10 protein-coding genes are annotated in these 14,988 nt (G+C 62.7%); 7 read left to right on the top strand and 3 right to left on the bottom strand.

The genetic code is table 11. From position 1 onward, the window contains the following. The first annotated feature begins 1 nt into the window (after position 1). The 6 genes from tagH to AB2B41_RS18900 are packed head-to-tail and all read left to right on the top strand — an operon-like array spanning position 2 to position 9,249. Complete coding sequence (tagH, locus tag AB2B41_RS18925; protein ID WP_367879388.1) at positions 2-1,456, top strand: type VI secretion system-associated FHA domain protein TagH; 1,455 nt, start codon at positions 2-4, stop codon at positions 1,454-1,456. Between the two features lie 39 nt (positions 1,457-1,495). Then, the gene (tssK, locus tag AB2B41_RS18920) at positions 1,496-2,836 is read left to right on the top strand and encodes a type VI secretion system baseplate subunit TssK (protein WP_367879387.1); all 1,341 of its coding nucleotides are present in this window, start codon (positions 1,496-1,498) and stop codon (positions 2,834-2,836) included. A 23-nt stretch (positions 2,837-2,859) separates the two neighbouring features. Continuing rightward, entirely contained in the window at positions 2,860-4,284 is a 1,425-nt protein-coding gene (tssL, locus tag AB2B41_RS18915) for a type VI secretion system protein TssL, long form (protein WP_367879386.1), read from the top strand. Further along, the gene (gene tssM, locus AB2B41_RS18910) at positions 4,284-7,850 is read left to right on the top strand and encodes a type VI secretion system membrane subunit TssM (RefSeq protein ID WP_367879414.1); all 3,567 of its coding nucleotides are present in this window, start codon (positions 4,284-4,286) and stop codon (positions 7,848-7,850) included. The genes tssL and tssM overlap by 1 nt, the downstream gene beginning before the upstream one ends. Further along, positions 7,850-8,536, top strand: coding sequence for a type VI secretion system-associated protein TagF (gene tagF, locus AB2B41_RS18905; protein WP_367879385.1), 687 nt, complete (start codon positions 7,850-7,852; stop codon positions 8,534-8,536). The genes tssM and tagF overlap by 1 nt, the downstream gene beginning before the upstream one ends. Further along, on the top strand, positions 8,533-9,249 hold the full coding sequence (locus AB2B41_RS18900; protein WP_367879384.1) for a PP2C family protein-serine/threonine phosphatase: 717 nt from the start codon (positions 8,533-8,535) through the stop codon (positions 9,247-9,249). Before tagF ends, AB2B41_RS18900 begins: the two co-directional genes overlap by 4 nt. A gap of 88 nt (positions 9,250-9,337) precedes the next feature. Here AB2B41_RS18900 and AB2B41_RS18895 read toward each other — a convergent pair whose 3' ends face one another. Both AB2B41_RS18895 and AB2B41_RS18890 read right to left on the bottom strand, forming a co-directional pair. Next, positions 9,338-11,530, bottom strand: a complete 2,193-nt coding sequence (locus AB2B41_RS18895; protein WP_367879383.1) for a serine/threonine-protein kinase — start codon at positions 11,528-11,530, stop codon at positions 9,338-9,340. A 41-nt stretch (positions 11,531-11,571) separates the two neighbouring features. Further along, on the bottom strand, positions 11,572-12,147 hold the full coding sequence (locus AB2B41_RS18890) for an OmpA family protein (RefSeq protein ID WP_367879382.1): 576 nt from the start codon (positions 12,145-12,147) through the stop codon (positions 11,572-11,574). Between the two features lie 150 nt (positions 12,148-12,297). Here AB2B41_RS18890 and AB2B41_RS18885 point away from each other — a divergent pair, with 150 nt between their 5' ends. Next, positions 12,298-13,170: a M15 family metallopeptidase gene (locus AB2B41_RS18885; protein WP_367879381.1), complete on the top strand. Its 873-nt coding sequence runs from the start codon at positions 12,298-12,300 to the stop codon at positions 13,168-13,170. A 579-nt stretch (positions 13,171-13,749) separates the two neighbouring features. On the opposite strand, the gene AB2B41_RS18880 is transcribed toward AB2B41_RS18885, so the two are convergent. Beyond that, positions 13,750-14,507 (bottom strand): IS5 family transposase gene (locus AB2B41_RS18880; protein WP_367879413.1). Its coding sequence is split into 2 segments (ribosomal slippage): positions 13,750-14,189 and positions 14,189-14,507, totalling 759 coding nucleotides; the frame shifts between segments, so codons are not numbered across the junction. Positions 14,508-14,988: the final 481 nt, after the last annotated feature.

Below are 14,988 nucleotides of genomic sequence, written 5' to 3'. Positions count from 1 at the left end.
TATGGCGGTCAAACTGTCATTCCAATCCTCAGGCACGATTCCCGGCGAAGTGGGCCAGATGCAGATGCCCTCGGGCGGCTCGCTCAGCCTCGGACGGGGACCTGCGAACGACATCGTGCTGCCTGACCCGGAACGCCAGCTTTCCAAGAGCCACTGCGTGATCGAAGACCACAATGGCAATGTCGTGGTGGTCGATTTCTCGACCAACGGCACGTTTCTCAACTACAGCAAGGTTCCGTTGGGCCGCACACCGACACCCATCAACAACGGCGATATCCTGTCGCTTGGCCCCTACGAACTTCTCGTCGAGATTTCCGAAGCCTTGCCGCCGCCAATCCCGGATCCGATCAGCGAAGAACAGGTCTCTCACGGGAGCGCGGGCGACGCGCCCGATCCGATGAAGCTGCTTGATGACGTGGGGCCGGGGGGCGATTTCCTCGACGATCTGCTGGGATCGTCCGAGACGCCCAAGGGCCCCGGCCAGATCGACACCTCGGACCCCATCGACGAACTTCTGCCGCCCATCGGGGAGGAGGAAGACCCGTTCTTCGCCAAGCCGGGTGATTCGATGAATGACGATCTGGGCCCCAGCCAGTCGATGCACAATACCAGCGGCAGCGACAGCTTCCGCCCCGCGCTGTCAAGCGGTCCTTCGGTGATCCCCGAGGATTGGGACGACGACCTGCTCAGCCCCTCCAAACCCGAAGACCCCCCGCAAAAACCCGCCCCGGCGGCCAGCACCCCCGCGCCCGAGCCAGAAGTCGAAAAGACCCGCACCCCGCCGCCGCAAGCTGCGCAACCCGCACCGCCCCCTCCGCCCGCCGCCAAGGACGACGCACCCCCCGCACGCGAGGAACGCGTCTTCGTCAGCGGCGACCAGGCGGCCGCGCGCGCCTTTCTCGACGCGCTCGACGTCGAAGAACTCGACATCGCGGACGAGGACCTGCACACCACCATGGCCCGCATGGGCCGCGTCATGCGGACCATGATCACCGGGCTGCGCGAAATCCTGATGACCCGCACTTCCATTAAGTCCGAGTTCCGGATCGAACAGACGATGATCAGCGCGGGCGGCAACAACCCGCTGAAATTCTCGATCAGCGCCGAACAGGCGATCGAGGCGCTGGTGAAGCCCAAGACGCGGGGCTACCTCGGCTCGGAAACCGCGACCGAGCAGGCCTTGAACGATATCAAGGCGCATGAGGTGGCGATGGTCACGGGGATGGAGGCCGCGCTCAAGGGTATTCTGGCGCGGCTCGACCCGGAAGTTCTGAGCGAACAGATCGAAACCGGCGGCGGCATCACCGGCCTTCTGAAAGGCAAAAAGGCCCGCTACTGGGAAATCTACGAAAGGATGTATGGCCAGATATCCGATCAGGCCGAGAATGATTTTCACGAGCTCTTCAGCCGCGAATTCGCGCGTGCCTACAAGGAGCAGCTCGATAAGTTAAAATAACCGCATCCCAGAAGGGTGCGGAGGACAGGGGAGTATTGCGTGTCCTGGGACAGTAAAGTGCTTTGGACGGAGGGGCTGTTTCTGCAGCCTCAACATTTCCAGCAGGCCGACCGCCACAAGGAAGCGCTGGTCGCCGGTCTTGCGCGGCGTATCCGTCCCTATGGCTGGGGCGTGAACGCGCTCGAGATCGACGAGGAGACGCTGAAGGTCGGCCAGTTCGCGCTGAAGTCCTGCGCGGGTCTCACCCACGACGGCATGGTCTTCCGCGTGCCCCAGACCGACGACCACCCCCCGGCCCTCGAAGTGCCGGAGACCATCAAGGATTGCGTCGTCTACCTGACCGTACCGCAGCGCCGGCAGGGCGCGGTTGAGGTCGATCTCACCGGGGCCGAACAATCCGTCAGCCGCCTGCGCCTCTCCGAGATCGAGATCACCGACACCATGGGCAAGGACCAGAAGCCGGTGACCATCGGCGTCGGCAAGATGCGCCTGCAATTCGCCCTGGCCGTCGATGACATGTCCGACCTGCTAGCCATCCCCATCGCCCGCATCATCGAGGTGAGGCCGGACAAAGAGATCATCCTCGACCGCAGCTTCATCCCCTCCTGCATCGACGTGCGCGCCGCCACCCCGCTGGAAGGCTTCGTGCGCGAGATCGAGGGGCTCCTGTCGCACCGCATGACGGCGCTGGCCGGGCGTCTCTCCGAAGGAGGTGCGGCCAAGGCGGTGGCGGAGGTTTCGGATTTTCTGCTGCTCACGGTGATCAACCGCAACATCCCGGTTTTCCGCCACCTGAGCACGGTGGAAAACCTGCACCCCGAGGACGCCTATCGCCATTGTGTCGCGCTCGCGGGCGAGTTGTCGGTCTTCATGACCACGAACAAGGAGCCGCCGGAGTTTCCCGCCTACAAGCACGACAACCTGTCGCTGACTTTCGCGCCAGTCATCCGCACCCTGCGGCAATACCTCAGCTCGGTTCTGGAACAGACCGCCATCTCGATCCCGCTCGAGGCGCGGAAATACGGCGTCAGCGTCGGCGTCATCGCCGACCGCAAGCTCATCAGCACCGCCGGTTTCGTGCTGGCCGTGCAGGCCGATATTCCCGCCGAGGACGTGCGCCGCCACTTCGCCGGGCAGGCCAAGATCGGCCCGGTCGAGGAAATCCGCCAGCTTGTCAATTCAGCCCTGCCGGGGATCGCGCTGCGGCCGCTGCCTGTCGCGCCGCGCCAGATACCCTATCACGCGGGCGTCGTCTATTTCGAACTCGCCTCCGACAGCCCTTATTGGGGCAAGATGACCACATCGGGGGGGATCGCAGTACATGTCTCGGGCCAGTATCCCGGCCTGAACATGGAGCTTTGGGCGATCCGCAACACGTAGGGATTTAGGAAAGGGGGGTGCCCGTGTCAGACGAAGACCCGTTTGCAGAACCCGATGACACAGACAAGACGGTGATCCGCCCCAACCCGGGCGGCCGTCGCACGTCTGCGGCAGCATCCACCGCCGCAGACGCGCCCGCGCAGCCCCAGGCCCCGGTCGAGCCGATGGAGGCACCGAAGATGGATGCGGTGGGCATCCCGACCTCCGCCGCACCCCGCGCCGCCCGCAAGGACGGCCCGCAGGAGGTGGAGATGGTGCTCACGGGCATGAACCAGCTCACCGCCTGCGCCGCACCTCTCTTCTCGCTGATCTCGCGCATCCGAAACCGCGCCCAGCACATGGACCCCGACAAGCTGCGCTCGTCGGTGGTGGCCGAGGTCCGCGCCTTCGAGAACCACGCGCTGCAGGCGGGCATCCCGGCGCAGACCGTCAAGATCGCGCGCTACGCGCTTTGCGCGACGCTCGACGACGTGGTCCTGAACACGCCCTGGGGCGGACAATCAAGCTGGGGCCTGCAGTCCATGGTCGGCACCTTCCACCGCGAAACGGTGGGCGGCGACCGGTTCTACGACCTGCTGGCACGGCTGGAAAAGGAACCGACGAACAACCTCGATGTGCTGGAATTCATCTACATGTGCCTCTCGCTCGGCTTCGAGGGACGGTTGCGCGTCGAACAGGGCGGCCCGGACAAGCACTTGCAGATCCGCGCCGGATTGGCCCGGATCATCCGCGGCCAGCGCGGCGATGTGGAGCGTGATCTCTCTCCCCATTGGGAGGGCGAGGACAAACCCTTCCAGGCGCTTTCGGCCTGGCGTCTCGTCTGGATTGCCGTCGCGGCCGCCGCCGCATTGCTCGCGCTCCAGTTCTCGGGTCTCTCCTATCTGCTCGGCACCCATACCGAGCGGCTGATCGGCCAGCTCTCGGTGATCGACAGCGGCCCTGTCGCGCAGCTTCAGCGCCGCGCGCCGCCACCCCCGCCCGCACCGCCCGCCCCGGCAGAGGAGGTGCGCCTGCAAAAGGTCGTCTCCTTCCTGCAGCCCGAGATTGACGAGGGAATCGTCAGCGTGTTCCAGCAGGGCAACACGCTTGTCATCCGCATTGCGGGATCGGGCATGTTTGGCTCGGGTTCGGATCAGCTGGTGGACGCCTTCGTCGAACCCATCTCGCGCGTGGCCAATGCGCTGAATGACGAACCGGGCCCGGTGATCATCACCGGCCATTCCGACAACGTTCCGATCAAGTCGTCGCGCTTCCCATCGAACATGCACCTCAGCCTCGCGCGGGCGAAATCGGTCATGGCCTCGATGGCCAGAACTCTGAAAGACCCGGAGCGCCTCAGCGCAGAGGGCAGGGCGGAGAAGGAACCGATCGCAGACAACAGCACCCGTGAAGGCCGGGCCAAGAACCGCCGGATCGAGGTTCTGCTCGTACAGGAGTCCGACCAATGATGGCACGCCGTATCCTGCGGTTCTTCTTCAAGTCGATCTATTCGATTCTGCTTCTGGCCGCGATCACGCTTTCGGTAGCCGTCTGGTTCCTCGCCACCTTCATCGGTGGCGAGACATGGCGGCCCTTCGACAGCATCATGTCCCGCTCGATCTTTATCGGCGGCATCTGGTTCTTCTTTTTCGGGCTGATGCTCTTCATCTTCCTGCGGCGACGCCGCAAGGAAAAGGCGATGACCGAGGAAATCGCCGAAACGGTCGATGACGGCGACGATGTCACCAGCGAGGAAATGGCCGAGCTGCGCACCAAGCTCAAGACCGCCATGGCCGAGCTGCGCAAATCCAAGAACGGGCGCAAGCACCTCAACGAATTGCCGTGGTACGTGATGATCGGCCCGCCCGGCGCGGGCAAGACGACGGCAATCGTGAATTCCGGTCTGCAATTCCCGCTGGCCGACACCATGGGCAAGACTGCCATCGGCGGGGTAGGGGGCACGCGCAATTGCGACTGGTGGTTCACGAACAACGCCGTGCTGATAGATACCGCCGGCCGCTATACCACGCAGGAGAGCGATGCGGAGACGGACAACGCCGGCTGGCTGGGCTTTCTCGGGCTTCTGAAGAAATACCGCAAGCGCCAGCCCATCAACGGCGCGATGATCGCCATCTCGCTGTCGGACCTGCTGATGCAGGACGAGGTGACACAGGCCAGCCACGCCAAGGCCGTGCGCCGCCGCCTGAACGAATTCCGCGAGAAACTGGGCGTGCGCTTTCCGGTCTATGTCCTGTTTACCAAGGCCGACCTGATCGCCGGATTTACCGAATTCTTCGACAACCTTGGCAAGGAAGACCGCGAACAGGTCTGGGGCTTTACCCTGCCGCTCGACGTGAGCAAGGACGAAGCCTCGCCCGTTGCCGCCTTCGACAGCGAATTCGCGCTGCTGCTCGGTCAGCTCAACGCGCAATCGCTCGAACGGATGCAAACCGAGACCGATCCGCAGCGCCGCTCGATGATCGCGGGCTTTCCCGGCCAGGTTGCCGCCATGCGCAAGGTGGCGCGCGACTTCCTGACCGAAGTGTTTCAGGAAAACCGTTACGAACACCGCCACATGCTGCGCGGCATCTATTTCACCTCCGGCACGCAGGAAGGCACGCCCATCGACCGGCTGATGCTGGGCATGGCGCGCACCTTTGGCATCGGGCGGCAGGCCATCGGCACGGGGCAGGGGCAGGGGCGGTCCTATTTCCTCACCCGGCTTTTCGAAGGCGTAATTTTCCCGGAGGCGGGGCTTGTCTCGGCCGATGACAAGGTCGAGCGCCGCTACCGCTGGACCAAGCGCGCGGCAATTGCCGCGACGGTTGTTTTCGCGCTGACCACCGGGGCGCTCTTTACCCGTAGCTATCTTGGTAACCAAGACCTGATCGCCAATGCCGCAACTTATGTGGACAGCTATCAGCAGCTTGCCTCGACTCTGCCCGGCAACCCGGTGGGCGATACCGATCTGCCCCCCGTGGTCGATGCGTTGAACATCCTGCGCGACATGCCGACAAACCCCGCAGCCGGTGATCCCGACCCGGAACGGCGGCTGACCTACGGCCTCTACCAGGGCGAGGTGATCGGCACGCAGGCCGCCCAGACCTATCGCGCCGCGCTTAACCAGCGCCTTTTGCCACGGCTGCTGCTCCGGCTCGAAGAGCAGATCACCGGCAACGTGAACAACCCCGACCTGCTCTATGAAGCGCTCAAGATCTACCTGATGCTCGGCCTTGAGGGGCCGATGAACGCGCAGCTGGTCAAGGAATGGATGAACATCGACTGGTCGGTCACCTACGCCGGTCCGGGGCGTCAGCAGTTGCGTGACGACCTTGCTTTCCACCTCGATGCGCTGTTGTCGCAGCCGATGGCCAAGATCGCACTCAACGGTCCGCTGGTCGAACAGGTGCAAGGGATCCTTTCCGAAATGCCGCTGGCGCAGCGCGTCTACAACGGCATCATCAACAGCCCCTCCGCCACCGCACTTCCCAAGTGGCGCATCACCGAAGCGGGCGGCCCCGCTGTCACCCGTGTGCTGGTGCGTTCTTCCGGCCAACCGCTCAATGACGGGGTCGAGGGCATCTTTACCTACGATGGTTTCAACAACGTCTTTCTGGGCGAGGCACTCGGCGTTGCCCGCCGCATACAGTCCGAAAGCTGGGTCCTTGGCCCGCGTGGCGTCGCCGAACAGACGGATGCCGCGCTTACTGCGCTGAGCCGCGACGTGCTCGACCTTTACTACAACGACTTCATCTCGCGCTATGACGGTATTCTGAGCGACATCGACATCATCCCGATCGAGTCGCTTTCGCACGCGGTCGAGGTGACGAACGTGCTTTCGGGGCCGACATCCCCGATCGTCAACATCCTGACTGAAATCGCTAAGGAAACCCGCCTCACCGAGGACCGTTCAGTTCTGGGCAACGAGGCGATCAATCAGGGTCTGGGCCGCGTGGCCGAGATCGAGGCGCGGTCGAGCCTGACCATCCAGGGCGAGATCCTGCTTGAGGCGCTCCGGAATTCGGCCGCGGCCAATGGCGAGCCGCCGAAGGCGCCCGGTGCATATGTCGAGGAACGGTTTGACTGGCTCAACCAACTCGTTGCCCGACCCGAAGGGCAGGATAGCCAGATAGACATGCTGATAGGCACGCTGCAGGAGGTCTATCAGGAGCTCAACAAGATGTCCTTCAGCGGTGTTGCGGCTCAGCCGTCCGAAGGCGGCACAGCAACGCAGCGCTTCATGCAAATGGCCTCGCGCATTCCCGGGCCACTGGAGCGCTGGGCCAATCAGATAACCAGTTCGTCCTCAGGCATCACCGCCGATGGCACGCGCTCTTCGATCAACGCGGCGTGGCAGGCGAACGTACTGCCTTTCTGTACGCAGGCGCTGGAGAACCGCTATCCCTTCAACCGGCGCGCCCGCGCCGACGTGGCACTGGCAGATTTCCAGAAGCTCTTTGGCCCCGGCGGCATGATCGACGCCTTCTTTCAGACCCATCTGAGCAAGTTCGTCGATACCGGTGCCCGACCGTGGCAATGGAAACAGGTGAACGATGTCGACCTCGGCATTTCTCCGGCAGTCCTGGAACAGCTGCAATACGCCGCCGAAATCCGCGATGCCTTCTTTGCCGGGGGACCCACGCCGCAGGTCCAGTTCCAGATCACGCCCGAGGCGCTGGACCCCAAGGCGGACTCGGTACAGCTGACCATCGGGTCGCAGAACATCCTGTTCGAGACGCGGCGGCCCAACAACACGCCCGTGGCGATCACCTGGCCGGGGACCGTCGGCCTTGCCGGGGTGGTGTTCCAGCCCAACCTGCGCGACGCGGAGAGCCAGCTGGCCAAGGACGGGCCATGGGCGTGGTTCCGCCTGCTGGACGCGGCGGAAATCAGGCGCACAAATGTCGCCGACCGCACGCGCGTGATCTTCAACGTCGCTGGGCGCATCGCGATTTATCAGCTTCAGTCCGGGTCGGTGATCAACCCCTTCGCGCTGCCCGCGCTGTCCAAGTTCAGCTGCCCCAAGTCGTTCTGATGGGACAGGGGTACGGCGCTTTCGGAAAGATGCCCGCCCTGGGCGACTTCTTTCAATTGAACGCACCGCCCGGATTTGTGCGCACCTGGGACGACTGGCTGCAATCCGCAATGGTAAGCGCCGCCGAGGCCGGAGGGGCCAGCTGGGACGATCAGTACATGTCCGCGCCGATCTGGCGCTTTGCCCTGTCGCCGGGTCTCGCCGGGCCTGCCAAGACCATCGGTGTGCTGATGCCCTCGGTTGACAGGGTCGGGCGGCGCTTTCCGCTGGCGCTGATGGCCGCGGTGGACCGGGAGGGGCCCATCGCACTCGACCATCTGGTCGAGGACGTGACCTTTGAACAGCTCGAAGATCTCGCCCTTGCCTCGCTTGAGGACGGAATGGACCGCGACCGGCTGGCCGGAGCGCTTGCCGGGATCGGAGAACCGATACCGCATGGCTATGCCCCGCTCAGGCGTGCGGGCAATACGCTGGTGATGACCCAGGCGCGCGAGGACGGGCTGGCCCCCGAGCTTGCCGCCGGGCTTCTGGGGGCAGGGGGCTTTGCCCATCCCAGTCTCTGGAGCACCCTTCTAGATGGCAGCCGCCGCATGATGATCTGCGACGGCCTGCCCGACGCGCATCAGGCGCGCGCCCTTTTCGACCTGAATGCCCCGCTGTGGGGAGACGCGAGGCCCGTACCATGACCCTGCACACCCGCTACAGCGTGAAGACCCACGTCGGACACAAGCGCAAAGTCAACGAGGACGCGGTGCTGGCGCTGCCGGAGCTGAACATCTGGCTGGTATCGGACGGGATGGGCGGACACGCGGCAGGCGACTATGCCAGCCGCCTGATCGCAGACATGGCGGCGGGCATACCGCTGGACCTCGAACCCAAGGACAGGCTGTCCGCCCTGCGCGACACCATTCAGGAGGCGCACCGGATCATCCGGCAGGAGGCGCATGACCGCGGGATCGAGGTGATCGGGGCGACCGTCGTGGGGCTGATCCTGGCCGACAGCCATTTCGCCGCCCTCTGGGCCGGCGACAGCCGTCTTTACCGCCTGCGCGACGGCGAGATCGAGATGCTGACCACGGATCATTCCGTCGTCGCAGCCCTGGTCGAATCCGGCCAGATGACCTGGGACGAGGCCGAAAGCCATCCCCAATCCAATGCCATCACCCGCGCCGTAGGCGTGGGCGACACCCTCGATCTCGACAAGATCAGGGGCGAGACGGCGCCAGGCGACCGGTTCCTTCTGTGCTCGGACGGGTTGACGAAATATGCGACCTTCGGGATGCTGAGGCAGGCGCTGTCCACACAGCCCATCGAGCTGATCTGCGACCACCTGATCCAGATCGCGCTGGCAGGCGGCGGGGCCGACAATATCTCGACCGCTGTCGTGGATATCATTTGACGGGATAATCCCTCCTTAAGGATTAAGATCACGCCAAGCGATTGATTTCCATGACGCCGCGCGGCTTGTCCCCGCGGGGACACGCACTTTACTGCGTTGTTTCCAGTATCCGCGTGTCCATCGACCGGATGATCCCGTCGCTGTTCTCGGCCCTGTCCCGCAGCGCCTCGGCGTAGCCGACGGAAGATTCCGTGCCGGGGCGCATCTGGCGGAAAAGCGGGGCATCCGAATGGATGACAAGGATCTTGCTCTTGCCAAGCGAAGTGTCGTCAACCGTGAAGGCGATGCTTCCCTCAGGGCGGCTGTCGTCGAGCGGATAGGCCACCCGGACCGGCACCGCGCCGTCCTTCCCGTCGCGAAGCGTCAAGATGGAATTGTCCGGCCGCCCGCGATGGGGCAGCAGGTGATAGACATTGCCCGAGACATCCAGCACCGATACCGACAAAAACCCGGTAAAGACCCCGGCAGGGATGATCACGTCGATGACAGGGTTCTCACCGACGCTGAACGTACCCTCGGCATGGGGCTGTCCGGTGATCCCGTCGGTAAATGCCACTTCCATCCCGCCTTCGGATGCCTTGGGCAGGTAATTCTCGACCACGCACAGAGCGGGGTTCAGGATCTCGATGTCCATCACCACGTTGCGCCCGTCGGTCAGGTCTTCAAGCTGAAACTGCAGGTCCTCGCGCGCGGCATTGCTAGCCAGCGCGCCCTTGACCAGAACCGGATCGTCCGGGCCATAGCCCACCGGGCCGGGATCGTTGATCTGGCTCAAAGCCCCGCAATCCGCATATTGGACAAGCACGTTGTCCACGTCCGCCGGGTTGAGGAAAAGAGAGGTCAGCGCCACGTCGATGGTGCCCGTCAGGCCACCGGGCCAGTTGCCGGGATACTTCGCAGACAGGGCTGAAATCACCGCGGAGTCCGTCGTGCTGCCGGTGACCTCGACCTGGTTGCCCGTCACCGCCAGCTGCCAGTCGTCCAGCACCGCGATATCGTCGAGGACGGTCATCACGTCCGCGCCCCAGCTCGGCGCGATATCGCCGGAGGCCAGTGTCAGATTGGCGTTGCCGCCCATCTCTGTCATCCGCGCAGCGAGGGCGCTTTGGATCTCGGGGTCGGGAACGTAACCGCTGGCGCTGGGAGGCAGGTTTTCGGGGTCCGCGACCACGAGGGAGAAGGGGCTGACAACCGGGTAGGTGGGGCCACTCGGTCCAAGAAGGCCGCCGAAATACGCCGCGGCGCCGCCGCCAATGGCCAGCACGGCAACCCCCGCAGCGATCAGCCCGCCGGACATGCCTCCGGACTTCTTCGCGGGAGGGGGCGTGTCCCGCTGGACCTTCGGTTTCTCGGATTTGGCGGCCGCCACGGGTGCGGGCGGTGGCGGTGTTGCCTCTGCCTTCTCGGTCTTGGGCGGCGGGGCGATCACCGTGGCATCGTCCAACGGTTCCTCTGCGCCGCCGCTCTCGATGAACGCCAGCACGTCGGTCATCGACTGGAAGCGGTCCTCCGGGTCGGGTGCGGTCATCCGGTCGATGAGCGATTTGAGCGGCTCGGGCACGCCCGAGGTATCCAGCCGCTCTTTCTTCTTCTGCACCACCTCCATCGGGTTGGCCCCGGCATCGGGTGGCTTGCCACGGAAATTCGCCAGCAAAAGCGCGCCTAGCGAATAGATGTCCGACCGCGCATCGGTATTCCCGCTGAGCTGTTCGGGCGCGGCATAGGCGTATTTGCCCGCGAACTCATTGCCGACGATGGTCTCGGCCCCGGGGTTGGTGTCCTTGGCGATGCCAAAGTCGATCACCACCGCCTGTGCCGGGTCGCCGTCGCGCAGGATGATGTTGTCGGGCGAGAGATCCCGGTGCACGATGCTGCGCTTGTGCGCGGCCTGAAGCCCTTCGCCCACACGCTTGCAGATGGTCAGCAATTCCTCCGCCGCCATCGGCCCTTCCTTGAGCTTGCGATCAAGGCCGGGGCCGTCGATGTAATCCATCAACAGATAAATCAGCCCCTCGGACGTGCGGTGGTTCTCGGAGTAGCGCACGATGGCGTCGTGCCTGATCTCGCGGATTTCCTCCTCGCGCGTCATCAGGACGAGGTAATCCTCGTTACTCGCAAATTCGGCCTTGAGGACTTTAATCGCGACAAGACGCCCCGAGATCTCGCTTCGGGCGCGATAGACGTCGGATGTGCCGCCACGGCCCAGTAGCGCCTCGATCCGGTAGGTGTTGTTCAGAACGTCTCCGGGTTGAAACGCGTCGCCGGGGCGGGGCTCTGTCATGGTCTTTTTCCGGTCACCAAGGCTGTCCTGCGCGTGTTCGCCTAGCCTAGGGCCTGGAATTCGACCCGGCGGTTGGCGTCGCTGCGCGGATCATTCGGATCGTAAGGCGCGCTTTCGCCCATGCCGATGGCCTTGAGACGGGTCTCTTCGATCCCGCAGCTTGAGATGAGGTGACGCTTGACCTCTTCCGCACGCAGCAGGGACAGGTTCTGGTTATAGGCGGCAGAACCAGAGCTGTCGGTGTGCCCGATGATCTGGAACACGGCCACATCCACAGCCTTCATCGCTTCGCACATTGCGGCAAGCTTAGGCTTTTCGTCCTCGCGCAGTGCCGCGCTGTCGAAATCAAAGCTGATCTTGACGTTGACCTGATCGGCCTGATCGACGGCGCTGTATTCTTCGGCAGCTGCGACGACCTGGGTCTCAGCCTGCGTCGCAGTGCTGTCCGAGGCAACGCTTTCGGTCGAGGGCACGATCACAAGGCCGCGTGTCTTTTGCTTGTTGAAAGCATCCTTGATCTGGTCAGCTGTCATGTCGTTCTGGGCCGAGGCGATCTGGCCAGTCAGAACCAGCAGTGTTGCCGCAGCAACGGCGGTGAGGGTACGCGGAAAAAACATATCTCCTCCTTTCAAAAATTGGATTCATGAAAAGGCCTGACTCCACGCTATACGACAGGGGCTTGGCTAACAACGGTTTTGACGCGGCGCGGGGCTTTGTCCTAAGCTGAGTATAGGCCCCGGCCCGTGTATTTGAGAGAGCATTGCTTCATGAAGTTGATCCCGGCATTGATCCTGGCCTTTGCCATTATTCTGGCACCGATCCTGTGGTACGTGATCCCGATGATCCTGGGCACCGACGACTACGGCTCCGGCCCCTCGATCGACTCGCAGGCGCGGATCGAGATCGAGATCCTCAACCAGCAGGTCGAGGATATCCGGCTGCGGATGGAGGACATCCGCGAAGGCATGTCCGCGCTTGGGCAGGAGGTGCGCCAGCGCCCGGCGTTCCAGCCGCAGATCCCCGGCATGGCCCCGGGCGCGCCGCGCAGCGACGGGGCCGAGATTTTCCAGCAGAACGGGCAGAACGACATCATCGACGCCTATGCGCAGGTGGTGCTGATCGCCGACCGGGGCAACGTGAACAAGGGGCTCAAGATCGCGGGCGGCAGCTATCTGGTGGAAAAGCTGGGCCTGCCGCGCGAAGAGCTGAGCGACAGATGCGAGCCGATGACCAACCCGCGGCTGAAGGACAAGCTGCAGACGCGGCAGGTGGGGCCCATCCGCGTCACGATGCTGGAGCCTGCGCTGGAATCCCTCGCGCGGGTCTTCGAGAACGTGCGCATCACCGACCCGGATCTCTATGCCCGGATCAACACCGCCGGCGCGCTCTGCGTGCGGCGCATCCGGGGGACGCTCAACCGCGTGTCGACCCACAGCTTCGGACTGGCGGTCGATCTGAACATCGACGGCAAGCTCGACACCCTCGGCGACGGGCGCACACAGCTGGGCCTGACGATCCTCGCCGATTTCTTTCGCACCGAGGGCTGGGTCTGGGGCGCGAGCTGGCGTCGCGAGGACAGCATGCATTTCGAGATCAGCCGCAGGCAGTTGGATGAATGGCTGGCGGCGGGACGGTTGTGAGGTTGTTGCAACCAAGTAGCAATGTCCCTCCCTCCGCAAAGTAGAAACGTCTCACTTGAGCGCCACGCAAGCGCAGCCTGACAGGGCGGAGACCTCAATGCGGTTCAGCTCGCGCTCGCTCATCAAAACCCATCCCATGCTAACCACCTCTGCCTGTTCTCATAAGGGCAGAGGGTGACACTTCTACTTTGCAGATGTGGGACATTCTAACTTTGCGGCTACAGAGGGTTTGGGGTGTAAGACAGATTATGTAATGTAGGGTGCGCAATCATTGCGCACAGCATCCAGTCTCAATCCGCAGAAGGTGCGCAGTAAATGCACACCCTACAGCTAGCTAGGTACAGGTGATCTCCAAACCCAACTACCTGCTTTGCCTCTATTCGGATTTCAGCCATTCGATCTCCCCACCTCTCCTAACCAGTGCTAATTGATGCGACCTCGTGACGAGAAAAATAGCGACAAACTTGCCGTTGGAAGCGCCGGGGCCGAATGAGCGCAGTACCGCAAATAGATTATCTCTCCTGTCGAGAGTGAAATGGTAAACTGTATCAGAGTTCTTCCCGACATTAGGGTCAGGATTCATAACCAGAACATGACAACTGCGGCCAGAGCGCATGCTGACAGAAAGACCTTTGGGCACCTGTCATAGCGTGTCGCGACGCGCCGCCAGTCCTTGAGCCGAGCGAAGCTGTTCTCGATCTTGTGGCGCTTTCGGTATAGCGCCTCGTCATGGGGGATCGGAACCTTGCGGCTCTTTCTGGAAGGGATGCACGGCGTGATCCCCTTGTCTTCCAGGGCTTCTCGATACCAGTCCGAGTCGTATCCGCGGTCCGCCAGCATATGTTCGGCGGGAGGAAGCTCGTCCAGCAGTGCCCGTGCGCCGATGTAATCACTCCGCTGGCCAGCCGTCAGAAACATCCGCAGCGGACGGCCAGCCGCGTCTGTAACCGCGTGCAGTTTCGAATTCATGCCGCCCTTGGTGCGCCCGATCAGGCGACCGCGCCCCCCTTTTTCAGCCCCAGGCTTGAGGCTGTACGGTGCGTCTTCAGATGTGTCGCATCGATCATCAGCGTGTCAGTCTCACCGCCCTGATCGGCCAGTTCCAGAAGCATCCGGGCGAAAATCCCTTTCTCGCTCCACCGCTTCCACCGGCTGTATAAGGTCTTGTGCGGGCCATAAACGGCAGGCGCATCGCGCCACCGTAAGCCATTGCGGTTGATGAATATTATGCCGCTCAATACCCGCTTGTCATCCACACGGGGCTTGCCGTGAGACTTTGGAAAGAAGGGCTCAAGCTTCGACATCTGCGTGTCGCTCAGCCAATAAAGATCACTCATATCAGCGCTCCGTTTTTCGAAGCGTGAATCACGCGCAGGCGCTGAGATCAATGCATCCTGACCCTAGAAAGTTTCTTGACCTCGGCGTTAGGGCCGAGCTCTTCAAATTGTTGGATAAGACAATTCCAATCCACACCCTTAGAGGACGCTGCCCTCATCTTTAGGTCTTTAACTAATGCCTCTTCCAGCTATGCTTTTCCTCAAATCTCTTGTGATTCAATTGTTATGCGGGAACACGTCTTGGCTACTTCACGTAGGCTACCTTCTGCAGCCGCGCTTTGTGAACTGCTTGCCCAGCCGCAAAATGCCAGTTGAAAACAAACAAGGAGGCGTAACGCAATAATACTTAGGTAGCTGAGCATAAGCTATGGGCTCAACAATTTCTGGGTGTTTGTAGACTGGCCAGTGAATGACACACCGGCTGAGGCCGGTGGCATCATTTGGCGGAATGTAATTCCAGGTACTGCATGATGATGTCGTC

Origin of the sequence: Sulfitobacter sediminis, from assembly GCF_040811725.1 — a bacterium.
Classification (GTDB): Bacteria; Pseudomonadota; Alphaproteobacteria; order Rhodobacterales; family Rhodobacteraceae; genus Sulfitobacter; species Sulfitobacter sediminis.
This window is presented reverse-complemented; position numbering and strand designations above follow the sequence as displayed.

What these genes read in the sequence shown, in the direction of transcription:
- tagH (WP_367879388.1), top strand. Translation starts at nt 2, where the DNA reads ATGGCGGTCAAACTGTCATTCCAATCCTCAGGCACGATTCCCGGCGAA.
- tssM (WP_367879414.1), top strand. Translation starts at nt 4,284, where the DNA reads ATGGCACGCCGTATCCTGCGGTTCTTCTTCAAGTCGATCTATTCGATT.
- tagF (WP_367879385.1), top strand. Translation starts at nt 7,850, where the DNA reads ATGGGACAGGGGTACGGCGCTTTCGGAAAGATGCCCGCCCTGGGCGAC.
- AB2B41_RS18900 (WP_367879384.1), top strand. Translation starts at nt 8,533, where the DNA reads ATGACCCTGCACACCCGCTACAGCGTGAAGACCCACGTCGGACACAAG.
- AB2B41_RS18895 (WP_367879383.1), bottom strand. Translation starts at nt 11,530, where the DNA reads ATGACAGAGCCCCGCCCCGGCGACGCGTTTCAACCCGGAGACGTTCTG.
- AB2B41_RS18890 (WP_367879382.1), bottom strand. Translation starts at nt 12,147, where the DNA reads ATGTTTTTTCCGCGTACCCTCACCGCCGTTGCTGCGGCAACACTGCTG.
- AB2B41_RS18885 (WP_367879381.1), top strand. Translation starts at nt 12,298, where the DNA reads ATGAAGTTGATCCCGGCATTGATCCTGGCCTTTGCCATTATTCTGGCA.